This is a genomic window from Pseudomonas sp. MOIL14HWK12:I1, assembly GCF_000510705.1.
Classification (GTDB): domain Bacteria; phylum Pseudomonadota; class Gammaproteobacteria; order Pseudomonadales; family Pseudomonadaceae; genus Chryseomonas; species Chryseomonas oryzihabitans.
Window position 1 is genome coordinate 263,924 of record NZ_AZNY01000006.1, and the last position, 22,155, is coordinate 286,078.

A 22,155-nucleotide genomic window follows, 5' to 3' on the forward strand; every position below is an offset into this window, starting at 1 on the left:
GGGTTGAGCGCAGCGAAGCCCAACGAGGGCGATCAGACGCCCAGGCAGAGGTACTTGATCTCCAGGTATTCCTCGATGCCGTACTTGGAGCCTTCGCGGCCCAGGCCCGAGGCCTTGACGCCACCGAAGGGGGCGACTTCGTTGGAGATCAGGCCGGTGTTGATGCCGACCATGCCGTACTCCAGCGCCTCGGCCACGCGGAACACGCGGGACAGGTCGCGGGCATAGAAGTAGGAGGCCAGGCCGAACTCGGTGTCGTTGGCCAGTTCGATGACCTCGGCCTCGTCCTTGAAGCGGAACAGCGGCGCCAGCGGGCCGAAGGTCTCTTCCTTGGACACCTTGGCGCTCTTGGGCACGTCGGCGAGGATGGTCGGCTCGAAGTAGCTGCCACCGTTGGCGTGGGCCTTGCCCCCGGCGATGACCTTGGCGCCCTGGCTCACGGCGTCGTCGATGTGCTCCTTGACCTTGGCCGCGGCCTTGGCGTCGATCAGCGGGCCGATGGTCACGCCCTCTTCCAGGCCGTTGCCGACCTTGAGCTTGGCCACGGCGGCCTTGAACTTCTCGGCGAAGGCGTCGTAGACACCATCTTGAATATAGAGGCGGTTGACGCAGACGCAGGTCTGGCCGGCGTTGCGGTACTTGGAGGCAATGGCGCCTTCCACGGCCTTGTCCAGGTCGGCGTCGTCGAAGACGATGAAGGGCGCGTTGCCGCCCAGCTCCAGCGACAGCTTCTTGATGGTGGGCGCGCTCTGCTCCATCAGCTTGGCACCGATCTCGGTGGAGCCGGTAAAGGAGATCTTGCGCACGATGGGGCTTTCGGTCAGCTCGGCGCCGATCTCGGTGGCGGAGCCGGTGACCACGCTCAGCACGCCCTTGGGAATGCCGGCGCGCTCGGCCAGCTCGACCAGGGCCAGGGCCGAATAGGGGGTCTGGCTGGCGGGCTTGATCACCATGGTGCAACCGGCGGCCAGGGCCGGACCGGCCTTGCGAGTGATCATCGCGGTGGGGAAGTTCCACGGCGTGATGGCGGCGGTGACACCGATGGGCTGCTTGATCACCAGGATGCGCTTGTCAGCCTGGTGGCCGGGGATGGTGTCGCCATAGATGCGCTTGGCTTCCTCGGCGAACCACTCGATGAAGGAGGCGGCATAAGCGATCTCGCCCTTGGCCTCGGCCAGCGGCTTGCCCTGCTCCAGGGTCATCAGCCGGCCCAGGTCGTCCTGGTTCTCGATCATCAGCTCGTACCAGCGACGCAGCTTGGCCGAACGCTCCTTGGCGGTCAGCGCCCGCCAGGCCGGCAGGGCGCGGTTGGCGGCGTCGATGGCGCGCTTGGTCTCGGCGCGACCAAGCTTGGGAATGGTGCCCAGGGTCTCGCCGGTGGCCGGGTTGTCCACGCTGACGGTGGCACCGCTGTCGGCGTCGATCCAGGCGCCGTCGACATAGGCTTGCTGGCGAAACAGGGAAGCGTCTTTGAGCTGCATTACGGTCTCCTTGGCTGAAAGGGCCGGAAGCAAGGGCATGACACCCCTGCGCCTGCGATAGGGTCAGGCCTGGAAACGCTGGCATCGCCACCGTTCAGTGCCCGCTCGAGCAACGTCCGAACCGCCCTGGGCGTTCGAAATATTGAACGCATCCTAGGAGAATATTGAACCCCCGCGCAAGAGCGCCGGAGCGGTTTTCGCGCGGACTTCCTCCTTGTTTATGCAGCCCTTGCCAAGCCCCGCGAAACAGTCGTTCAAAATCAACAACATCGTGCATCCGGGCATGGACGGTCGAGGGCAAGGTGAGTATGATGGCGACCGATTCAGCGTCACCGAATCGCTGCACTCGTAGCTCAGCTGGATAGAGTACTGCCCTCCGAAGGCAGGGGTCGTGGGTTCGAATCCCGCCGAGTGCGCCATCTCCCGTTCACCGTCGCGTGAACCTCAGCAAAGCCCGCCATCGCGCGGGCTTTGTTGTTTATGGCTGTCGCTCAAGCCGTTCCGAGACGCTCAAAACGTTCTGTAAAAGGCGATCGCCAGATCACCGGCGTGAATTATCTGACCATTATCCCTGGCGCTAACGCGATTCTGCTCTAAGCTCTGACCTCTAGACCCGCTCCAACAGGCCGGCCGGATGCCGATACCCCTGGTGATCACCCTGCAAGGACGCCTCATGAGATACCTCCTGACCGGCTCGGTCACCCTCTTTCTCGCCGCTCCGCTCCTGACCGAAGACATCGCCCTGGCCCAGGCCGGCCATGCCCTGCGTCCGGGGATAGAGGCTGCGGCGCACGCCCTCAACCTGTCGCTGCTGCAGAGCAGCGCGGTTGGCAGAGGGCCGGTGGCCGACGGCGCGCGGCTGCAGCTGGCGGCGCTGGAACGGCAGGCGCGGCTGGACGACTAGGGCTTCAAGGCGTTTGCCAAGGCCCGGCGCAGAGCCATTCTTGAACGAAGCGCCCGTCCCGGGCTCTCAAGGTCTCCACCATGGCCACCCCGAGGAGACCTGGATGAAATCCCTGATTCCCCTGTTGCTGCTGCCGCTCGCCCTGGGCGCCTGTACCAAGGAACAACGACCGCGCGACGATCTTGGCTTGCCCAGCTGCAATCTGCAGCAGCAGCGTGAACTCCCGGGTGAGCTGGGCGGCGCCATCACCGATCCGCGGCAGGCGCATGTATCCATGCGCGCCAATGTGCTGCTGGCGGATGTGAGCACGGCGCGCAAGGCGCAGCGGATCAGTCAGGAACAGGCGACAGCCTTCAGCGAGCGCATCGCCGCGGTGCGCAGCCAGACCGATGCCCTGGTCGGGCAGCAAGGCTTTCTCAGCGCGGCCGAACGCGCCAGCTTCGACCGGGAATTCGACGGGATCGCCATGCAGATCTGCCAGCCGCGCTAGCGGGTGATGGGTAGCGACTGCCAGGCCGGGTCGAACGGCGCGGCCATGAACGGCTAGGATAGTAGAGCCGATCAGGCGGTGGAGCAGCCTGCCGCCCTTCTCTCTTGGCCCCCGGGGACGACCCCGGCGATTGGTGGGCAGCGTTCCGGGACGGCCCGGTTTTACAGGAGGCCGTCGTTGGCTTGGTTCTATCTGGTGTGCGCGGGACTGCTCGAGGTGGTCTGGGCGTTCTATATGAAGCAGTCCGCGGGCTTCACCCGTCTCACGCCCACGCTGATCACCGGGGTCGCCATGGTGGCCAGCGTGGCGCTGCTGTCGATCTCAATGCGCAGCCTGCCGCTGGGCACCGCCTATACGATCTGGACCGGTATTGGCGCGGTCGGCGCCTTCATGGTGGGCATTCTGGTGCTTGGCGAGGCGGCGAGTCCGCTGCGCATCCTGGCCGCCGCGCTGATCGTCAGCGGGCTAGTGCTGATGAAGCTGACCTCGTCCTAAGCGCCCTCCCCTAGCGCGGGACCACCGAGCGCGCCAGCCAGATGAACAGCAGCCCGCCAAGCAATCCACCCACGGCCATCGCCAGCAGCCCCTCCAGGGTGCGCGTCGCATAGATGAGCACGGGCATGGGCGCGAAGGCGTCGATCAGGCGGATGGCAGCGATCAGGCTGAGGCTGCTGGCCAGCGGCAGCAGGCAGGCGCGATAGGCACCGCCGTGACGCCCCAGCCAGAGGGCCGCGGCAAAGGCTGGTAACCAAGCGGCGAGCACGATCGCGGCATAGACGGGTCCGAAGCCCAGCAGATCCGCCAGCGAGGTCCGCCAGCGCGTGGGCAGGTCGATCGGCTGGCCGAGTCCCTGGAGGGCCGCCAGGTTGTACTGGGTCTGCACCAGGCTGCCCCAGGTGGTGGCCAGCAGCAGGGCCGCGGCGAACGCCAGCAGGGTGCGCGGTTGCAACAGGGCGCGCCAGAGCGGTTTAGGCATGTCGGAAGATCCCTTGGAGAGAGGCAGATGCTAGCGAAAGCGGGTACCCGGAGTAGACCTCAAGCGTTACCTAAAGCTTCCGGCCGCTGGGCCTGGCTGGCCTGGCTGGCCCTGCTGGCGGTTCCGCTGGCCTTGGCGGCGCCGGCCTATCGGATCGAGACGGTGGCGACCGGACTGGACCGGCCCTGGTCGCTGGCCTTCCTGCCCGATGGCCGGGCGCTCCTGACCGAGGGCGCCGGGCGCTTGCGGCTGCTGGTCCCGGACGGCGCAGGTCGCCTCGGGCTGCAGGCGCAAGCCATCACCGGACTGCCGGACCTCTACACCGAAGGCCAGGCCGGACTGTTCGAGGTGCTGCCGGATCCGGACTTCGCGCGTAACCAGCTGATCTATCTCTCCTATGCGACAGGTACGCCCCAGGCCAATCACTTGAGGGTGGTACGCGCGCGGCTGGAGGGCGAACGCCTGCAGGACGTCCAGCCGTTGTTCACCAGTCAGCCGGCCAAGGCCTTCGGTCAGCACTTCGGGGCGCGGATGGCCTTGCTCGGCGACGGCACCCTGGCCATCGCCCTGGGTGATGGCAACGTGGAACGTACCGACGCCCAGCGACTGGATACCCATCTGGGCAAGATCGTGCGCATCACCCGCGACGGCCAGGTGCCGGCGGACAATCCCTTCATCAAGCGACCCGGCGCCCTGCCGGAGATCTACAGCCTGGGCCATCGCAATCCCCAGGGCCTGGTCTGGGTGGCCGAGCGCCAGGCGCTGTACGAGCACGAGCACGGCTCCAAGGGCGGCGACGAACTCAATCTGATCCGCAGCGGTGCCAACTATGGCTGGCCGCTGACCACCGGCGGCGTGGACTACACCGGCGCGCGCATCTCGCCCTTTCGGGAGTTGCCGGGCATCACCCCACCGCTGCTGGAGTGGACCCCCTCCATCGCACCGGCCGGCATGACCTGGTACGACGGCCAGGGCTTTCCCGCCTGGCGCGGCAGCTTGTTCGTGGCGGCGCTGCGGGAAAAATCGGTGCGGCGAATACCGCTGGTGAACGGCGTGCCCGGCCAGCAGGAGCTCCTGTTCCAGGAACTGGACCAGCGTCTGCGCGACGTGCGCAGCGGACCGGACGGCAATCTCTGGCTGCTCACCGATGGTGAGGACGGTCAGCTGTTGCGGGTGGTGCCGGGGTAGGAGGGGCCACTGCGAGAGACCCCAATGGCCTGATCAGGCCGCGACGAAGGTGTTGCTGGCACCCAGCAGGGTCAGTTCGTCGCTGGGGTTGTTGTAGGCGTCGTAGACGAAGGCTTCGGGCAGGTAGACGCTGTATTGATGTCCTTCTACCAAATCACTCGCCAGGCGAATGTCCAGCTGGCTGGTCAGGTGTCTCACCGTGGTGACCAACTCGAAGCCGATCTTCGCGCCGGTGGTGACATCGAGCACAAAGGCTTTCTCCAGTACCGTCGGGTCCACGTTCACCGGTATCGGATAGGCTTCCGAGTAAAGATCCCGGGTGCCGCGATAAATGGAGCTGTCGAAAAACAGGTTGATGTGATTTTCAGCACCAGGGCTGTAGTAGGAATGCTGATCGATACCTGTCAGTAGCGGTGGAGTGAAGTCGGCAGGTAGCACCTCGAGGTCACGCGGCAGGGTCGTCACCAGGACGTTTCCGGCCGTATCGGTGGTCTCAACCTGGATCGAGCCCTGCGCATAGAAGCCCGGCTCCAGCTTAGGTGCAGGCCAGCGTCCCTCCCCCTGCTGCCAGGTCTGGCCGCCATCGCTGGAACTGCGCCATTGCTCTACGTCGTTGTCGATGTAGAAGTGGAATCGCAACAGATTCTCGGTGGTAGGGCCATGAGTGCTGAGCAGATAGAGCGCGGCCCCCTGATTGTCGACCTGCCAGGGTGTTTCATTAGTAAGGGTCCGCATGGTGCCACCGTCTTCCCGATAGCTGACCTGCAGCTGATCCGCCTGGTAGTAGCCCGCGACCAGTTGCAGGGTATGGCTGCCGGCGCTCGCGGCGGTCCAGCTCTGCCCGCCATCCAGGCTGTAACTCCAGGCCGTCACCTCATCCGGCAAGGTCACGTCCACCTGGCCATTGCGGGTGATGCCATCGGTGGCCGACACCCCGGTGTCCTCGTGCAGGGCGAGGCCCAGGGTGAGCGGCTCCCATTGCGCGAGGCGCGTCTGGAACAGCTGCTGATCGGCGCTCTGGCCATCCGGGCGGCCGAGGTAGTCGATCATCTCGACGATGACCGCGGCGCGGGCATCCTGGTGGGTGCTGCCGAGCGTCTCCAGCCGGCCCAGCCAGAAGGCCTTGCCACCGGCATCGGCGCTGCGGCCGAGCAGATCGCCATAGCAGCCGTCGATGAAGGCGCTGGCGCTCTCGTCGGCGGGTTGCGCCTGCAGGCGCTCGGCGCCGTTGAGGAACAGGCGAACCAGTTGGGCGTTGCCCAGGCCATCGTCCAGCTTGGCGACCCAGAAGCGAAAGCCTTCCGCATCCGGGGCGCGGCCCAGCACGGCCCAGTAACAGGCGTTTACCCATGCTGCATTGTCCACGACCATGGTCTCTCCTCCTTGAAGCGGCCACCCGCTGTGGCCGGATCCCTGGCTTATAGAAGGTGGTGGAAGAGGATGCCGACCTGTGTCCGGATTCCTGTGGCGTGCTAGACAGCCTTTCGCCTAGGGCGATAAGCAAAAAGCCAGATGAAACGAGCACCTCCATCGAATCGTCGAAACCCCCGACGATTCGTCAAACAAGAGACGACAGTTCGACGCTTTGACGCTCACATCTGACAGCGCCACTTTTTAAGCTGGAGCCTCAACCACGGAGGATCCGCCATGAAAGTCACCCTGCTCGGCGCCGGCCATATCGGCTACACCATTTCGCAATTGCTGCACGCCAGTGGCGACTATCAGGTGACGGTGGCGGATCGCGACGAGCGCGCCCTGGCGGCCATCGCGGCCCTGGGCGTGCAGACCCGGACCCTGGATACCGCCGACGCCAGCGCCCTGGCCGCGGCCCTGGACGACCAGGACGTGGTGCTCAATGCGCTGCCCTATCACCTGGCGATTCCCGTGGCCCAGGCTGCCAAGGCCACCAATACCCACTATTTCGACCTGACCGAAGACGTCAAGGCCACCAAGACCATTCGCCAGCTGGCCGAAGGCGCGAGCAATGCCTTCATGCCCCAGTGCGGTCTGGCACCCGGCTTCATCGGCATCGCCGCCCACTCCCTGGCCAAGCGCTTCGACAGCGTGCGCGAGGTGAAGATGCGCGTCGGCGCCCTGCCGGAATTTCCCACCAACGCCCTCAAGTACAACCTGACCTGGAGTGTCGACGGCCTGGTCAACGAGTACTGCCACCCCTGCGAAGCCGTGCGCAACGGCGAGCTGCAACTGGTGCAGCCGCTGGAAGGCCTGGAGCACTTCTCCCTGGACGGCGTGGAATACGAGGCCTTCAACACCTCGGGCGGCCTGGGCACCCTCTGCGAGACCCTGCAGGGCCAGGTGGAAACCCTGGACTACAAGACCGTGCGCTATCCCGGTCACCGCGACCTGATGAAGTTCCTGCTGGAAGACCTGCGCCTGGCCAGTGACCAGGAGCAGCTCAAGACCATCCTGCGCGGCGCGGTGCCCACCACCATGCAGGACGTGGTGCTGGTGTTCGTCACCGTCAGCGGGATGCGCGGCGGCAAGCTGGTGCAGGAGGTGTTCAGCCGCAAGATCTTCGCCGCCGAGCGCGACGGTCGCCTGACCAGCGCCATCCAGATCACCACCGCCGCCGGTATCTGCACCGCCCTGGATCTGTTCCGCGAAGGCAAGCTGCCGCAACGCGGCTTCATCGCCCAGGAGCAGGTGGACATGGAGGCCTTCCTGGCCAACCGTTTCGGCAAGGCCTACCAGCCGGCCTGATCAGGGAAGCTTAGCGGCAGACCAGGGGTCCCATAACGGAACAGTTGCCGTTAGAGGACCCCTCGTCATGCTCAGCGTCGCCATCGTCGGTTGCGAACAGATCCACGCCCAGGACTACCTGGACACCAGCCTGGCCGATCCGCGGGTGCGGATGGTGGCGGTGGCCAGCGAACGGGATCCCGCCCGCGCCCGGCGCCTCGCCGCCCCTCATGATCTGCCGGTAGTGGACGATTTCACCCGGCTGCCCGAAGTGGACCTGGCCTTCGTCACCACCGCGATCGAGGATCACGAGGCGGCGGTGAGCGCCCTGCTCCCGCGCGCTCGTCATCTCTTCGTGGAAAAACCGCTGGCCGTCTCGGCCGCCCGAGCCACCGCCCTGGCCGAACAGCTCGCCGGACGGTCCTGCTTCAGTGGCTTCTATCTGCGCACCGATCCGGCCCTGCAGCTGTTGCGCCAGCGGGCGCGGGACGGCGCCATCGGTAACCTAAGTCACCTGTCGCTCACCGCCGGCCACCCCGGGCTGCTGGAGGGCTGGCTCAGCGACTGGCCGGCGCACCTGGACGAGCGCCGCATGGGTTACGGCGCCTTTGGCGATCTGGCGGTGCACCTGCTGGATTTCAGCGCCTGGCTAAGCGGTGAGGCCCTGACCGTCACGCACAGTCGGCTGGACCGCGATCCGCGCTGGCCACTGGATCATGGCGGCGAGGCCCTGCTCCAGGCCGGTGCTCTGCCGATTCATCTGCGTGCCAGCGCCACCCTGCGCGGTCCGCGCCTGGCCATTCGACTGGACGGCAGCGAGGGAACCCTGGAGCTCTCTGCGGGGCGGCTGGTGCTGCACGACGCCAAGGGCCATCGCCAGGTGCTGGCCGAAGGGGTGGACCCCGGCGTACCCCAGGGCGCCCAGGCGGTGTTCGATCAGTTGCTCGGCCAGCCGCGGCCGGAACTGGCCAGCCTGGCGGAGGCGCTGGCGGCCAATCGGCTGCTTGATGAGCTCTATGGGCGCGTTGAAGGCGGATTCGAACGCTCCGGGGCCACCTAAAGGTCGGACTGTTGGTGCCGATAGCGAGGGTATCCAGCGCAACTTGCTGATACCCACCTCGCAGAAAGGAAGGCTCCATGGTCTGGTTCAACAATCTGGCGCTGGCGAAGAAACTCGCCGTGGCCTTTGGTCTTTGCACGGCGATCACCCTGGGCATTGGCGCAGTGGGCATGAATGGACTCAACAGCCTCAATGCGCTGCTGAATAACCTGCTGGGCGACAATCTGCGCTCCATCGTTCTGCTCAACGATGCCAAGAGCAATGTCATCGGTCATAACCGCGACCTCTTCCGCCTGCTGTCCATGGCCTATGGCGAGGCACCCCAGAACGACCAGGAGGCCGTCATCGCCTCCATGAAGAGCAACCAGGCCGATGCCGAAAAGCCCTTCGCCGCTTACCGGACCACCCCGCTGGAAGACGATGAAAAGCAGGCTGGCGATGCCTTCGAGCGTGACTGGAAGACCTATATCGCCGGTGTCGACAGCATCCTGGCGCGCTTGGCCGCCAAGGATGTGGCCGGTGCGGCCAAGCTGCTGAACGAGCAGGTGCAGCCCACCTATCGCAAGACCATGGCCTCCTTCAAGATCATGGTGGAATCCAACAAGCGCCAGAGCACCGAAGCCGGGGTCGAGGCAAAGACTACCTATGACAAGGCCTTCTGGACGCTCGCCGGCGGCCTGCTGCTGGCCACGCTCTGCGCCCTGGCGCTGGGCATCATCATCACCCGAATGATCGTCACGCCGATCCGCCAGGCGGTGACCAGCGCCGAGCGCGTCGCCCAGGGCGACCTGACCCAGGCGATCCAGAGTTCGCGCCGTGACGAGGCCGGGCAACTGCTGCAAGCGCTGGGTGGCATGCAGCGCAGCCTGAAAGACACCGTGCAACAGATGGCCGGTGCCTCCAGCCAGCTCGCCGCGGCCGCTGAGGAACTGCACGCCGTGACCGAGGAGACTTCCCGGGGTCAGGTCCGCCAGCACGATGAACTGCAGCAGGCTGCCACCGCCGTCAACCAGATGACCGCGGCCGTGGAAGAGGTGGCGCGCAATGCCACCTCCACCTCCACCGCCTCCCAGGACACCAGCCGCGAAGCCCAGCAGGGTCGCGAGCAGGTGCAGCAGGCGGCCCAGGCCATGGCGGTGATGACCGGCGAGATCACCGATTCCACCCAGAAGGTGCAGACGCTGGAAGGCCAGGTGCGCGAGATCGGCAAGCTGCTGGAGGTGATCCGCGGGATCGCCGAGCAGACCAACCTGCTGGCGCTCAATGCCGCCATCGAGGCCGCCCGGGCCGGCGAACAGGGCCGCGGCTTCGCGGTGGTGGCGGATGAGGTCCGCGCCCTGGCCCATCGCACCCAGGGTTCCACCGGCGAGATCGAACGCATGATGAGCGCCGTGCGCAGCAGCGCCGAGGAAGCGGTGAGTGCCATGCACAAGAGCCAGTCCCTGGCCGACAGCACCCAGGCGCGCGCCAACCAGGCGGGTGAAGCCCTGGACCGCATCGCCGCCGGGGTCGCCCAGATCGAGGAACGCAACCTGGTGATCGCCAGCGCCGCCGAGGAGCAGGCCCAGGTTGCCCGCGAAGTGGACCGCAATCTGGTCAATATCCAGGACCTCTCCACCCAGACCGCCACCGGTGCCCAGCAGACGGCCGCCTCCAGCCAGGAGCTGTCGCGACTGGCCACCTCGTTCCAGGGCCTGGTGGCGCAATTTCGTTATTGATCGGCCGTTCAGGAAACTTCCGACCAGCGGTCAGCGTGCCCTCGCCCCTGCGAGGGGCAGGCTTTCGGCATGGCCATGGACCGGCTGACCCGGCGCGCCCATGTTCGCAATTGAACATTGCGCGCCCGCGCGGCTCTGAGCTGAAACACCTGAATGGATGCTCCCATGCGTTTTACCTACGATGCCCGTCGCAGCTATCGCCTGATCGGCCTGGACGATGGTCGTCTGGCAGGCCAGTTGCTGTGCGGGCAGCTGTACATCATGGTCGCCGGGGATGGCAGGCAGCCAGAGTCCTATGCCCAGCTGGAAGACGATCAGCTGCGCACCGCCGAAGGCCGGCTGATCGGCTGTCGCAAGGCGGATATCCTCACCCTGCAACGGACCGGTGTCGCCCTGCGGCTGGAGCCGCTCGACGCCTGAGCGAGACCCCTAGCGCGGCCCCCTTTGTTCTGGGCCACCACCGGGCCCACCGTGGCCACCATGACCACCCCCTCCAGGCGGTGGCATGAACAGCCAGCAACCGGACAGGGACAACAGGGCCGCCAGCACGGCCACCTTGACGCCTTTCATCACCACCTTTACCTCCACTCCAGAAGGGCCCTTCCCTTCTCGTCGTCATTGGACGCCCGGGCGGGCCGGAAAAGGCGTAGTCGTGGGTAAAAACGGGGTAAGAAAGCTGTCCAGCTCGATACAACCCCTATGAATCGGCGGGAACCTCTCCTGCGCGTTGCGGCTCCATTTCCTTGAACGTCATCGAAAAGATGCCAAACGGGCGCCTTTTGGCCCCCTTCAGGAGATGTCATGTCCAGCGACAACCAATACGCCATGCAGAACCCCCTCACCCAGTATCCCCAGCCGGAATTTCCCAAGCAGCCCCAGGAGGCTCCGGGTCTGGCCCAGGTCATGGAGCCGCTCCCCGATCATGGCGAGACCAGCTACAAGGGCTTCGGTCGTCTGGCCGGGCGCAAGGCGCTGATCACCGGCGCGGATTCGGGGATCGGTCGAGCCACGGCCATCGCCTATGCCCGGGAGGGTGCCGATCTGGTGCTGAACTATCTGCCCGAGGAAGAGGCCGACGCCCAGGAAGTGGTCAAGCTGGTGGAAGCCGAAGGTCGCAAGGCCGTTTGCGTTCCCGGTGACCTGAAGGACGAAGCCTTCTGCACCCAACTGGTCAGCAAGGCCAAGGAGGCCCTGGGCGGTCTGGACATCCTGGTCAACGTGGCCGGCAAGCAGACCGCGGTGCAGGACATCGCCGAGCTGACCACCGAGCAGTTCGACGCCACCTACAAGACCAACGTCTACGCCCTGTTCTGGCTGTGCAAGGCCGCCCTGCCGCATCTGCCGGCCGGCGCCGCCATCATCAACACCACCTCGATCCAGGCCACCCAGCCTTCCGAATTCCTGCTCGACTACGCCTCGACCAAGGCGGCCATCACCAACTTCACCAAGGCCCTCGCCAAGCAGGTCGCCAGCAAGGGCATCCGCGTCAACGCCGTGGCCCCCGGTCCCTTCTGGACCCCGCTGCAGCCCAGCGGCGGCCAGCCCCAGGAAAAGATCCCCACCTTTGGTGGCGAGACGGTGTTCAAGCGTCCCGGCCAACCGGCGGAACTGGCACCCATCTATGTGCTGCTGGCTTCCCAGGAATCGAGCTATGTGACCGGTGAGGTCTATGGCGCCACCGGAGGCATGGGCTGACGGCCGTGGCGGCCTTCGACCCCGCCCGCCAGGACGGCTACGCGCCCCTGGCGGGCTATGCCGCCCTCTCCGACGGCCGTTCGGTCGCCCTGGTGGCGCCGGACGGCTCGCTGGATTGGTGGTGCGTACCCAACATGGATTCCGCCCCGCTGTTCGACCGCCTGCTGGACGCCCCGGCCGGCGGTTTCTTTTCGATCGCCCCGGTGGCCGACTACCGCGTCGAGCGGGCCTACCGGGAAGACAGCAATGTGCTGGAAACCTGTTTCCACACCGCCGATGGCAGCGTGCGCCTGACCGAATCGCTCAACAGCGGCTCGGCCGGTCGCCTGCCCTGGTGCGAACTGGGGCGCCGGGTGGAAGGCCTGTCCGGACGGGTCGAGCTGCGCATCGAACTGGTGCCCGGCACCCAGGGCCAGACCGTCTCGCCCTGGATGCGCAGCACGCCCAATGGCGAGGTCATGCACGTGGACGGGGTCATGGCCACCCTGAGGTATTGCGAGCGGCTGGAGATCCTCCAGTGCGACGACCGCCGCCTGGTGGCACGCCTGGTGCTGGAAGCCGGGCAACGCAGCGTCCTGGCGCTGACCGCGACCGAGAACGAACCGCTGGTGGTGCCCTCGCTGGACGAGGTGGACCAGCGCATCGACCGCAGCGACCAGGCCTGGCGCGAGTGGGCCCAGGGTTTTGCCTATCGCGGCGAATTCCTCAGCGAGGTGAAGCGCTCGGCGCTGGCCCTCAAGCTCTTGCTCTACTCCCCCACCGGCGCCATCGTCGCCGCGGCCACCACCTCGCTGCCGGAACGCATCGGCGGCGACAAGAACTACGAATACCGCTATGCCTGGGTGCGCGATGCGGTCTTTACCATCAAGGCCTTCCTGCGCCTGGGTGCCCTCGGCGAGGCCCAGGCGGCCCTGGCCTGGATCCAGAACGTCATCCGCCGCCACGGCAATCGCCTGCACACCTGCTTTACCCTGCAGGGTGAGCTGGCACCGGCAGAGCGCACCATTCCCGTGCCGGGCTATCGCGACTCCCAGCCGGTCCGCGTCGGCAACCGGGCCAGCGCCCAGTGCCAGCTGAGTCTCTATGGCGACTTGCTGGAGACCTTTCGCCTCTATGCCAGCAAGGGCCATGTGCTGGATTTCGCCACTTCCAGCCTGCTCACCGACCTGGCCAATCTCTGCGCCGATGGCTGGCGCCAGCCGGATGCCGGCATGTGGGAGCTGCCCGAAGAGCGCCACTACACCCTGTCGAAGCTGGGCTGCTGGTTCGCCCTGGATCGCGCCGTGACCCTGGCCCGCGAAGGGCACATCCCCGACGCCATGTGTGGCCGCTGGGAGCGCGAGCGCGATCGCATCCGCGACTGGGTCAACGAACACTGCTGGAGCGAGCGCAAGCAGGCCTATACCTTCTATGCCGGCACCGAACGCCTGGACGCCGGGCTGCTGCTCGGTATCCGCTTCGGCTTCGACGGGGGTAAGCGGTCGGTGAGTACCCTGGCGGCCATTCGCCGCGAGTTGGCCCGCGGTCCGCTGGTTTATCGCTACAGCGGCGCCGAACGGGAGGAAGGGGCCTTTCTTGCCTGCTCCTACTGGATGGTCGAGGCGCATGCCGTGCTGGGCGAGGTGGATCAGGCGCGCGAACTGATGCGCGAGGTGCTGGCCGCCAGTCTCAATGGCGTCGGCCTGATGACCGAGATGCGCGATCCCCATGACGGCGCAGCCCTGGGCAACTTTCCCCAGGGCTTGAGTCACCTGGCCATGGTGCATGCGGCGCTGATTCTGGAAGAACCGGAGCCTGAGGCGTGAGCGATCTGGATTTCAGCCGTCCGGTGGACGAGGTCGCCCGGCAACTGGTCGGCGCCACGCTCAGGGTCGCGGGCGTCGGCGGCCTCATCGTCGAGACCGAGGCCTATGACGGCGAAGACCCGGCCTCCCACAGCTTTTCCGGCCCGACTCCGCGCAACCGCGCCATGTTCGGCCCGCCCGGCCATGCCTATGTCTATCGCTCCTACGGCATCCACTGGTGCTTCAACCTGGTCTGCCGCGAAGCCGGGCATGGCGCCGGCGTGCTGATCCGCGCGCTGGAGCCCCTGTGGGGGCTGGAGGTGATGCGCGAACGCCGGGGCGGGCTGGCCGATCGCCTGCTCTGTGCCGGTCCCGGCCGGCTGTGCCAGGCCCTCGCCATCGACGGCAGTCACGATGGCCTGCCGCTGACCGAGCCGCCGTTCCTGCTGGAGCCGGCGGCTGCCGAGGTGGCGGTGCTAGCGGGCCCGCGTATCGGCATCAGTCGCGCACGCGAGGTGCCCTGGCGCTTCGGTCTGGCCGGTTCGCGCTATCTGAGTCGTGGCTTTCCTGGCTGAGCACCGCCGCGCGGTGCTGGCGCCGGCCGCGACGCAGATCGACGATCAGGGTCAGGAGGCCGAAGGCCAGAATCGCCAGGACGATGCCCAGGCCGAGTAGCTGCTTTTCCATATTGTCCTCTGATGCTGTCGATGAAGCGGGCTAGGCCGCGCGCGCGGCGGATTCGGCCCGACGCCGCAACGAGCGGCGCAGGATCCAGGTCAGGGCGAGACTCAAGGCCGCCATGGCCGCCAGCAGCAGCGAATAGGACAGCCACCAGGGATGGCCGGCGGTCATCATGCTGAATTCGGACATGCCGCCGATGCCGGCGATGAGGTTGAGCGGCAGGAACACCACGTTGATCAGCGTGAGGTTGCGCAGGGTCAGGTTCATGCTGTTGTTGGCCAGGTTGCCGCGGGCATCCATGAGGCGGGCGAACACCGTGGCGTAAAGGTCGGCCTGGCGGCGGCACTGGTCGTTCTCGATGATGAGGTCTTCCAGGCGCGCCCGCAGCGCCTCGCCCAGTTCGCGCCTTTCGGCGACCTGCCGCAGTCGGTCGAGCACCGCGCCGTTGCCCTGCAGGGCGTTGATGTAATGGATCAGGCTCTCGCTGAGATTGAACATCTGCAGCAGATGCTCGTTGCCCAGGGAGCTGTCGAAGCGCTGCTGCAATTCGCGGCCGACCAGCCTGATGACCTTGAGATGCCCCTGGTAGTGATGGACGCTGCGAAACAGCAACTCCACCAGCACATCCAGCGGATCGTGCAGCGGCTGCACCGGCCCCTCGCCGGCCAGCAGCGACGGGCCGGCGGAGATGACCACCAGCCGCTCGGGATGCCAGAGCAAGCCGAAGGAAGACACCTCGAAGGCGAAGCGCGCCCCGCCGGCATAGCGTTCCGGACGCTTCCAGATCAGGAAGAGTTCGTCGCCCTGCACTTCCAGGCGCGAGACCTCGTCCGGGTCGAGCGCCGAGGCCAGGCGGTGGCTGTCCAGGGGAAAGGCCTGTTGCAGCCAGGCGCGCTCCCGGGCATCCGGATCGCTGCACAGCAGCACCGGCGCCGAGCGGTCGCCCGCCGGCAGCAGGCCACCCTCCCGCAGGGTGAAGGCTTCGATCATGGCGTGCTCCTACCAGCCCTGGCGCCGCTGCTCCAGGCGCCGGACGAAATCCTCCAGCACCCGTCGATAGAGGCTCTCGCCCAGCAGGCCGTCTTCGATACCGGCGTCCAGATTGGGGTTGTCGTTGACCTCGATGACCACCAGCCGATCCCGATCCTGCTTGAGATCGACGCCATAGAGGCCATCGCCGATCAGGGCGGCGGCCTGCACCGCCAGCTCCACCACCGCGGGAGGCACCGCGGCGATGGCCACCGCCTCGCAGCGCCCTCCGGTACTGCCGGATTCCGCCTTGTGGTTGTAGATCTGCCAGTGACCGGCGGACATGAAGTAGCGACAGGCATAGAGCGGCTCACCGGCGAGCACGCCGATGCGCCAGTCGAATTCGGTGTAGAGGTATTCCTGGGCCAGCAGCAACACCGAACGCTCGAACAGCTCCGCCGCGGCCTGGCGCAATCCGGCGGCGTCGGCCACCTTGAGCACGCCGCGGGAAAAGCAGCCGTCGGGAATCTTCAGCACCAGCGGATAGCCCAGGCGCCGCCCCACCTCTTCCAGCTCCTGGGGTCGTTCGCGATAGAGGATCTCGGTACGCGGCATGCCCAGGCCGTGCTGGGCCAGCAGGTCGCTGAGAAACACCTTGTTGGTGCAGCGCAGGATGGAGGCGGGATCGTCCAGCACCACCAGGCCTTCGCTCTCGGCCTTGCGGGCGAAGCGATAGGTGTGGTCGTCGACCCGGGTGGTGGCGCGGATGAACAGGGCGTCGTATTCCGCCAGCCGGCCGTAGTCCTTGCGCTCGATCAGCTCCACGGTTACCCCCAGATCACGCCCGGCGGCGACGAAGCCGGCCAGGGCCGCGGCATTGGAGGGTGGCAAGGACTCCTCCGGGTCATGCAGGATGGCCAGGTCGTAGCGCGCCTGGCGCCGCGAGGCCGGTTGCCGCCAGATGCGCCGGTTGAAGGCGTCCAGGGCATCGGCGAAGGCGTATTGCTGAGCGTCCTGCAGGCGGTGCAGGGCGCCGCTCTTGATCCCGGCGATGTGCCAGTGGCGACTGTGGCGCAACTCCACCTGCAGGATCGGGCACGGGAAGGCGTCGAACAGCTGCCTGGCCAGCGCCTGCAGCGGCGCGAACTCGGTGCGGCCAAAATAGAGATTGAGGGTGAAGCCCTCGGTGGCGCCCAGTGGGTGCTCGGCCAGCGCCTGGTCCACCAGGGCGTCGAGGTCTTCCAGCAGCAGGCCGTAGAGCGCCTTGCGATTGAGTTCGCTCAGGGTCCGCACCGAGGGGATGACGCGATGACCGCGCGCCTCCGCCAGCAGCGAGCAATAGTAGCCGTGGCCCAGGTAGCGGTAGTTGCGACAGAGGTTGAGCACCTGGATGCGGCCACCGCCCGCGGTGAGACGGCGGTCTTCCAGATACTCCTGGGCCGTGACGATGCTTTCGCTGGGCAGGTAGTCCGACCAGTCTTCCTTGCGCTCGACGATGATCAGCAGGGTGCTGCTGGCCGGCAGGTGCAGCACGGGTTCGGGACGGGGAACGGGGGTGGCGACGGGCAGGCGGGCTTGAATCGCGACCATGATGCGGACCGGGCTCTGGCGGAAGGGGTGTCCAGCAATACGCCTTCCGCCGGCGGCTGTCCCGCGCCGTTACGCAGGCTTTATGCCCCGGCGGCGGAGTTGACCGAGACTTTGCGCCGGGCACGTCGTTCGGCGGTTGGCTAAGCTTGGCGAACGTCCTGCCCTGGAGTCCTCATGAAGCCCCGTCAGCTGCTGCCGATCGTCCTGCTGTGTCCCCTCCTCGCCCAGGCCAGCCTGCGCTGTGGCCAGAGTCTCGTCGAGGAAGGCGACAGCGTCGAACAGGTCCTCGCCGCCTGTGGCGCTCCTGCCGAGCGCAAGATCAATCCGCCGGCACTGCGCAACAACAACGTGCCCAAATTCAATGCCGCCGAGACCCAGTTCTGGACCTATGCCCCGGAGAACGGCGCCTCGCGTCACCTCAAGTTCATCGACGGCAAGCTGGTGGAGATCAGGGTGGAGCGTTAGTGGGCGGGAGCCTCCCTCACCCCAGCCCTCTCCCAGAGGGAGAGGGGGAAAAGCAGCGGCTCCGGCGTAGGTTGGATTGAGCGCAGCGAAGCCCAACAGGTGCCAGGCGAGTCTCTCCATCGCGCAGGCAAAAAAGAACCGCCCGAGGGCGGTTCAAGCGGAGCACGACCTGAGGGCCGTGGTTAGAACTTGGCTTCCAGGTCCAGCTGCAGGGTCTTCACATCGGCATCGGTGCGGAAGCGGCTGGCGGTGTCGGACTCGGCGAGGAAATAGGTCAGGCCGACGCCGAAGTTCTTGTCGATGTCGTAGCCGAGCTTGAGCTTGTGGCCGCGGGCGCCGGTCGAGCCGTTGCCGAAGTCGGAGTCGGTGAAGGCGCCCACCACGGCGTTGCGCTGGACATCGCGGTAGTTGTATTCCAGGCCGACCCGCTGCATCAGCTTGGTCTTGGCGCCCACCAGCCAGGCGGTGTCCTCGCCGTCGTCGGCCTTGTCGTTGACCACGTACTGGCCATAGAAGGACAGCGGCACCCACAGCTTGGTCAGGTCCAGCTGGGCGAAGCCCTCGTAGAGCTGGAAGCGGTCGGTGGTGTTGCCATTCACCGCCAGGGCGCAGGGCGAGGTGACCGAACCGGTGGTCGGGCAGGTGCTGTCCTGGTCCTTGTCGTAGGCGTAGACGCTGCCGCCGACCATCAGCTTGGCGGCGTCGCCCAGATTGAAGCGACTGCCCAGCTGGCCGGCGTAGAGGCGCAGATCGTGCTTGAACTCATAGCCCTCGCCGTCGACGTTGTCCTTGAGCACATAGTAGCCGGTGCTGCCGAACAGCTCGGCGCCGCCGCCGAGGTCGTACCTGTAGGTGCCGGCCAGGCCTTCGGGGTTGATGTCGGCGTCCCAGATGACGTCGCCGGTGCTGACCCACTGCTGGCCCATCTTGCCGCCCACCAGGTGCAGATTCGGCAGCGCCGTGGGGTGGTAGTCGATATAGGCCTGGTCCAGCCAGAGTTGCTTCTTGTTGAAGTAGCCGTTGAGGTCCTGGTTGGTGGAGCGGGCATCGTCGCCGCCGCCGGTGGCGATGCGGATGCCGGTGTCCACCTGCGGATTGATCTCGCTGTAGGCGCCCAGTCGCGCCCGGATGCGCTGGCGGTCGCGGTCGCGACCGTTGTCCGGCTCGCCGCTGATGTCGATGCTCTCGTGGCGCACCCGCACATCGCCCTTGATCTGGGTCTTGGCGGCCCAGGCCAGTTTCTTCTCGAAGTCGGAGGTCTTCTGCTGCTGGGCGACCTGGGCGGCGCGCGCCTGCTGCTCCTGCTGCAGGTCGCCGCGCAATTCGGCGTACTGGGCGGGGGTGATGGAGCCGTTGGCCTTGAGCATGTCGAGCAGCTTCTCATCGACAGCGGCACTCGCGGTGGCCGCGCAGGTGGCCAGGAACACGCCCGAGAACAGCGCCGTGAATCGATAAGGGTTAACAGACATCGGCAGATCTCCTTTCAAGACAATCCAGGGGGTGGTGGCTGGCAGTGCAGCCCGTCACGAAGCTGGCTCAGTCTCGGCAGAAGAGATGTCGTTTTGCCTTCAATAAAGTAAAACTTTTAATACAAGCCTTTGAAATTAAATGAAAATTTCACGGTAACGCCATGCGTTGCCAGCTTGGGAAAAGTCTTTCTCGGACGTGAAGACAATTTTCTCCGCCGAGAAACCAGGCGACCGCCCTGCCCCGCCCCTTTCCGCTCGCCCATGAAAAAGGCCACTCCGGGGAGTGGCCTTGCCGAGAGCCGGCGAAATCCTCAGCCGAAGCGACCGGTGATGTAGTCCTCGGTCTGCTTCTTGTCCGGCTTGGTGAAGATCTTGTCGGTCTTGTCCACTTCGATCAGCTCGCCCAGGTACATGAAGGCGGTGACGTCGGAGCAGCGCGCCGCCTGCTGCATGTTGTGGGTGACGATGACCACGGTGAACTCCTGCTTGAGTTCGGCCAGCAGCTGTTCGATGCGCGCGGTGGAGATGGGGTCCAGGGCCGAGGTCGGCTCGTCCAGCAGCAGCACCCGCGGACGCAGGGCGATGGTGCGGGCGATGCACAGGCGCTGCTGCTGACCGCCGGAGAGACCCAGGGCGCTCTGGTTGAGCTTGTCCTTGACCTCGTCCCACAGCGCCGCGCCGCGCAGGGCCTGCTCGACGCGATCCTGCAACTCCACCCGGGACAGCCGCTCGTGGTGGCGGATGCCGTAGGCGACGTTGTCGGCGATCGACATCGGGAAGGGCACCGGCTTCTGGAACACCATGCCGATGGTGCTGCGCAGGCGGCTCAGCGAGTACTTGGGATCGAGGATGTTCTCCCCGTCCATGAGGATCTCGCCGGTCGCTTCCAGCCCCGGGTATTCCGAGTAGATGCGGTTGAAGATGCGCAGCAGCGTGGACTTGCCGCATCCGGACGGGCCGATGATGGCGGTGATCTGCTTGGCCGCGATGTCCAGGTTGATCGACTTGAGCGCCTGGTGGCCCTTGTAACGGAAGCCGACGTCGCGCGCCTGCAGTTCCGGTATCTGCGTCTGCATGGTAGTCACTTGGAATCCCGGTTACGAAAGAAGAAGCGAGAGGAGAGGTTCAGGAGCAGCACGAACAGCGTCAGCAGCAGGGCGCCGGCCCAGGCCAGGTGCTGCCAGTTCTCGAACGGACTCATGGCGAACTGGAAGATGGTCACCGGCACGGTGGCCATGGGCTTGAGCACGTCGGCGTTCCAGTACTGGTTGCCGAAGGCGGTGAAGAGCAGCGGTGCGGTCTCGCCGGTAATGCGGGCGATGGACAGCAGCACCCCGGTCACCACGCCGGCGCGGGAGGCGCGCAAGAGGATCTGCAGGGTCACCTTCCACTGGGGGATGCCCAGGGCCAGGGCTGCTTCGCGCATGGCCGGCGGCTGCAGCTGCATCATCTCGTCGGTGGTACGGGTCACCACCGGCACCACCAGCATGGCCAGCGCCAGGGAGCCGGCGAATCCGGAGAAGCCCAGGCTGCCGCCGGAGTACTGGTTCAGGGTCACCACCACGGCGGTGTAGATGAACAGGCCGATGACGATGGACGGCGCCGACAGGAGGATGTCGTTGACGAAGCGCACCACCAGGCCCAGCTTGGAGTGGCGGGCGTATTCGGCCAACCAGAGTCCGGCGAGGATGCCGATGGGCGCGCCGATGGCGGTGGCCAGCAGGGTGATCAGCACGCTGCCGAACAGGGCGTTGGCCAGACCGCCGTCGGCGGCGCCGGGCGGCGGCGTCATCTCGACGAAGATGGCCGGGCTCAGGGCGCTGACGCCCTTGATCAGGGTGGTGCCGAGGATCCAGGCCAGGAAACCCAGGCCGAGCACGGCGGCGGCGCTGCCAAAGATCAGCGCGATGCCGTTCTTGATCCGCCGCTTGCGATAGAGATAGGCGTCGATGTGCATCAGTTACCTGCCTTGCGCGACAGTTGCGTCAGCATCAGCCGTGCCGCCAGCAGCACGAAGAAGGTCACCACGAACAGCAAAAAGCCCAGGGCGATCAGCGAAGAGCGGTGCAAATCGGTGTAGGCCTCGTTGAATTCGTTGGCGATCACCGAGGCGATGGAGCTGCTCGGCATCATCAGCGAGAGGGAGAACTGGTGGGCGTTGCCCAGCACGAAGGTCACCGCCATGGTCTCGCCCAGGGCGCGGCCCAGGCCGAGGAAGGCGCCGCCGACCACCGCCGAGCGAGTGTAGGGCAGCACGATGTCCCAGCAGACTTCCCAGGTGGTGGAGCCCAGCGCATAGGCCGATTCCTTGAGCTGCGCCGGCACACTGCGAAACACCTCGTACATCACCGAGGTGATGAAGGGCAGGATCATGATCGCCAGGATGATGCCGGCGGTCAGCATGCCGATGCCCAGCGGCGGCCCCTGGAACAGCACGCCGATCACCGGGATGGCGCCGAGGTAGTCGTTGATGAAGGGCGAGATGTGCGCGGCCATGAAGGGACCGAAGACGAACAGGCCCCACATGCCGTAGATGATCGAGGGGATACCGGCCAGCAGTTCCACCGCCGTGGCCACCGGACCGCGCAGCCAGGTCGGGGCGATCTCGGAGAGGAACAGGGCGATGCCGAAGGCGGTGGGCACGGCCAGCAGCAGGGCGATGAAGGAGGTCATCAGGGTGCCGTAGATGGGCACCAGGGCGCCGAACTTCTCGGCCCCGACATCCCATTCGGCCGAGGTGATGAAGTCCAGGCCAAAGGTCATGAAGGCGTGGCGACCGCCCCAGAGGGTGGACGCGGCGGCGCCGACCAGTACCAGCAGTACCAGGAGCGCGGCGGAAAACAGCAGCCGGCGGAACCAGACATCGGCGCGGGTATCCCGGCGGATGCGCTGTTCCTGAGCGGCGGAGAGGGGCAGGGTCTGGTCGGTCATGGAGCTTTCCGTCTACCTGGAAGGACGCGCGAAACCGCCTGGACCCCAGGGGAT

At 66.2% G+C, this 22,155-nt stretch carries 21 protein-coding genes and 1 tRNA gene; 13 read left to right on the forward strand and 9 right to left on the reverse strand.

Going from position 1 to position 22,155, the window contains the following annotated elements; translation table 11 throughout:
- Nucleotides 1–32: 32 nt before the first annotated feature.
- Nucleotides 33–1,481, reverse strand: a complete 1,449-nt coding sequence (gene gabD, locus PSEK12I1_RS0105265; RefSeq protein WP_027600878.1) for an NADP-dependent succinate-semialdehyde dehydrogenase — start codon at nucleotides 1,479–1,481, stop codon at nucleotides 33–35.
- A gap of 342 nt (nucleotides 1,482–1,823) precedes the next feature.
- Between gabD and PSEK12I1_RS0105270 the strand changes: the two genes are divergently transcribed.
- From PSEK12I1_RS0105270 to sugE, 4 genes are all read left to right on the forward strand, one after another.
- Nucleotides 1,824–1,900 (forward strand) — tRNA-Arg (locus tag PSEK12I1_RS0105270).
- A 215-nt stretch (nucleotides 1,901–2,115) separates the two neighbouring features.
- A complete protein-coding gene (locus PSEK12I1_RS0105275) occupies nucleotides 2,116–2,385 on the forward strand; it encodes a hypothetical protein (protein WP_231500979.1) in 270 nt (89 codons plus the stop codon).
- A gap of 103 nt (nucleotides 2,386–2,488) precedes the next feature.
- Complete coding sequence (locus tag PSEK12I1_RS0105280; protein WP_007160754.1) at nucleotides 2,489–2,875, forward strand: hypothetical protein; 387 nt, start codon at nucleotides 2,489–2,491, stop codon at nucleotides 2,873–2,875.
- A gap of 177 nt (nucleotides 2,876–3,052) precedes the next feature.
- On the forward strand, nucleotides 3,053–3,370 hold the full coding sequence (gene sugE / locus PSEK12I1_RS0105285; protein ID WP_007160753.1) for a quaternary ammonium compound efflux SMR transporter SugE: 318 nt from the start codon (nucleotides 3,053–3,055) through the stop codon (nucleotides 3,368–3,370).
- A gap of 10 nt (nucleotides 3,371–3,380) precedes the next feature.
- Here sugE and PSEK12I1_RS0105290 read toward each other — a convergent pair whose 3' ends face one another.
- Nucleotides 3,381–3,851 (reverse strand): hypothetical protein, encoded by a 471-nt coding sequence (locus tag PSEK12I1_RS0105290; RefSeq protein WP_037006736.1) that lies wholly within the window; start codon nucleotides 3,849–3,851, stop codon nucleotides 3,381–3,383.
- Between the two features lie 27 nt (nucleotides 3,852–3,878).
- Between PSEK12I1_RS0105290 and PSEK12I1_RS0105295 the strand changes: the two genes are divergently transcribed.
- On the forward strand, nucleotides 3,879–5,039 hold the full coding sequence (locus PSEK12I1_RS0105295) for a PQQ-dependent sugar dehydrogenase (protein WP_231500978.1): 1,161 nt from the start codon (nucleotides 3,879–3,881) through the stop codon (nucleotides 5,037–5,039).
- A 33-nt stretch (nucleotides 5,040–5,072) separates the two neighbouring features.
- Here the strand turns inward: PSEK12I1_RS0105295 and PSEK12I1_RS0105300 are convergent, their stop codons facing one another.
- Nucleotides 5,073–6,410: a DUF4214 domain-containing protein gene (locus PSEK12I1_RS0105300; RefSeq protein ID WP_027600882.1), complete on the reverse strand. Its 1,338-nt coding sequence runs from the start codon at nucleotides 6,408–6,410 to the stop codon at nucleotides 5,073–5,075.
- Between the two features lie 276 nt (nucleotides 6,411–6,686).
- Between PSEK12I1_RS0105300 and PSEK12I1_RS0105305 the strand changes: the two genes are divergently transcribed.
- The 7 genes from PSEK12I1_RS0105305 (at nucleotide 6,687) to PSEK12I1_RS0105335 (ending at nucleotide 14,571) form a co-directional block, all read left to right on the forward strand.
- Complete coding sequence (locus PSEK12I1_RS0105305) at nucleotides 6,687–7,760, forward strand: saccharopine dehydrogenase family protein (protein ID WP_027600883.1); 1,074 nt, start codon at nucleotides 6,687–6,689, stop codon at nucleotides 7,758–7,760.
- Between the two features lie 67 nt (nucleotides 7,761–7,827).
- A complete protein-coding gene (locus PSEK12I1_RS23560; protein WP_051399080.1) occupies nucleotides 7,828–8,799 on the forward strand; it encodes a Gfo/Idh/MocA family protein in 972 nt (323 codons plus the stop codon).
- Between the two features lie 77 nt (nucleotides 8,800–8,876).
- Complete coding sequence (locus PSEK12I1_RS0105315) at nucleotides 8,877–10,517, forward strand: methyl-accepting chemotaxis protein (protein ID WP_027600884.1); 1,641 nt, start codon at nucleotides 8,877–8,879, stop codon at nucleotides 10,515–10,517.
- A gap of 165 nt (nucleotides 10,518–10,682) precedes the next feature.
- On the forward strand, nucleotides 10,683–10,937 hold the full coding sequence (locus tag PSEK12I1_RS0105320) for a hypothetical protein (protein WP_027600885.1): 255 nt from the start codon (nucleotides 10,683–10,685) through the stop codon (nucleotides 10,935–10,937).
- Between the two features lie 381 nt (nucleotides 10,938–11,318).
- Nucleotides 11,319–12,212 carry an SDR family oxidoreductase gene (locus tag PSEK12I1_RS0105325; RefSeq protein ID WP_027600886.1) on the forward strand — a complete coding sequence of 298 codons (894 nt, stop codon included), beginning with the start codon at nucleotides 11,319–11,321 and terminating at the stop codon, nucleotides 12,210–12,212.
- 5 nt (nucleotides 12,213–12,217) lie between these two features.
- Nucleotides 12,218–14,017 (forward strand): glycoside hydrolase family 15 protein, encoded by a 1,800-nt coding sequence (locus PSEK12I1_RS0105330; RefSeq protein WP_027600887.1) that lies wholly within the window; start codon nucleotides 12,218–12,220, stop codon nucleotides 14,015–14,017.
- Nucleotides 14,014–14,571: a DNA-3-methyladenine glycosylase gene (locus tag PSEK12I1_RS0105335; RefSeq protein WP_027600888.1), complete on the forward strand. Its 558-nt coding sequence runs from the start codon at nucleotides 14,014–14,016 to the stop codon at nucleotides 14,569–14,571. Before PSEK12I1_RS0105330 ends, PSEK12I1_RS0105335 begins: the two co-directional genes overlap by 4 nt.
- Before the next feature lie 142 nt (nucleotides 14,572–14,713).
- Here PSEK12I1_RS0105335 and PSEK12I1_RS0105345 read toward each other — a convergent pair whose 3' ends face one another.
- Both PSEK12I1_RS0105345 and PSEK12I1_RS0105350 read right to left on the reverse strand, forming a co-directional pair.
- A complete protein-coding gene (locus PSEK12I1_RS0105345) occupies nucleotides 14,714–15,667 on the reverse strand; it encodes a magnesium transporter CorA family protein (RefSeq protein WP_027600889.1) in 954 nt (317 codons plus the stop codon).
- A 9-nt stretch (nucleotides 15,668–15,676) separates the two neighbouring features.
- A complete protein-coding gene (locus PSEK12I1_RS0105350; protein ID WP_027600890.1) occupies nucleotides 15,677–17,236 on the reverse strand; it encodes a RimK family protein in 1,560 nt (519 codons plus the stop codon).
- A 174-nt stretch (nucleotides 17,237–17,410) separates the two neighbouring features.
- Here PSEK12I1_RS0105350 and PSEK12I1_RS0105355 point away from each other — a divergent pair, with 174 nt between their 5' ends.
- Complete coding sequence (locus PSEK12I1_RS0105355) at nucleotides 17,411–17,701, forward strand: DUF2845 domain-containing protein (RefSeq protein ID WP_042137026.1); 291 nt, start codon at nucleotides 17,411–17,413, stop codon at nucleotides 17,699–17,701.
- A 182-nt stretch (nucleotides 17,702–17,883) separates the two neighbouring features.
- Here PSEK12I1_RS0105355 and PSEK12I1_RS0105360 read toward each other — a convergent pair whose 3' ends face one another.
- The 4 genes from PSEK12I1_RS0105360 to pstC all read right to left on the reverse strand — a co-directional run bounded on the left by PSEK12I1_RS0105360 (nucleotide 17,884) and on the right by pstC (nucleotide 22,101).
- Nucleotides 17,884–19,170 (reverse strand): putative porin, encoded by a 1,287-nt coding sequence (locus PSEK12I1_RS0105360; protein WP_027600892.1) that lies wholly within the window; start codon nucleotides 19,168–19,170, stop codon nucleotides 17,884–17,886.
- A gap of 311 nt (nucleotides 19,171–19,481) precedes the next feature.
- Nucleotides 19,482–20,246: a phosphate ABC transporter ATP-binding protein PstB gene (pstB, locus tag PSEK12I1_RS0105365; protein WP_017638707.1), complete on the reverse strand. Its 765-nt coding sequence runs from the start codon at nucleotides 20,244–20,246 to the stop codon at nucleotides 19,482–19,484.
- 5 nt (nucleotides 20,247–20,251) lie between these two features.
- Nucleotides 20,252–21,127 (reverse strand): phosphate ABC transporter permease PstA, encoded by an 876-nt coding sequence (gene pstA, locus PSEK12I1_RS0105370; protein ID WP_007160737.1) that lies wholly within the window; start codon nucleotides 21,125–21,127, stop codon nucleotides 20,252–20,254.
- Nucleotides 21,127–22,101 (reverse strand): phosphate ABC transporter permease subunit PstC, encoded by a 975-nt coding sequence (pstC, locus tag PSEK12I1_RS0105375; protein ID WP_007160736.1) that lies wholly within the window; start codon nucleotides 22,099–22,101, stop codon nucleotides 21,127–21,129. The genes pstA and pstC overlap by 1 nt, the downstream gene beginning before the upstream one ends.
- Between the last annotated feature and the right edge of the window lie 54 nt (nucleotides 22,102–22,155).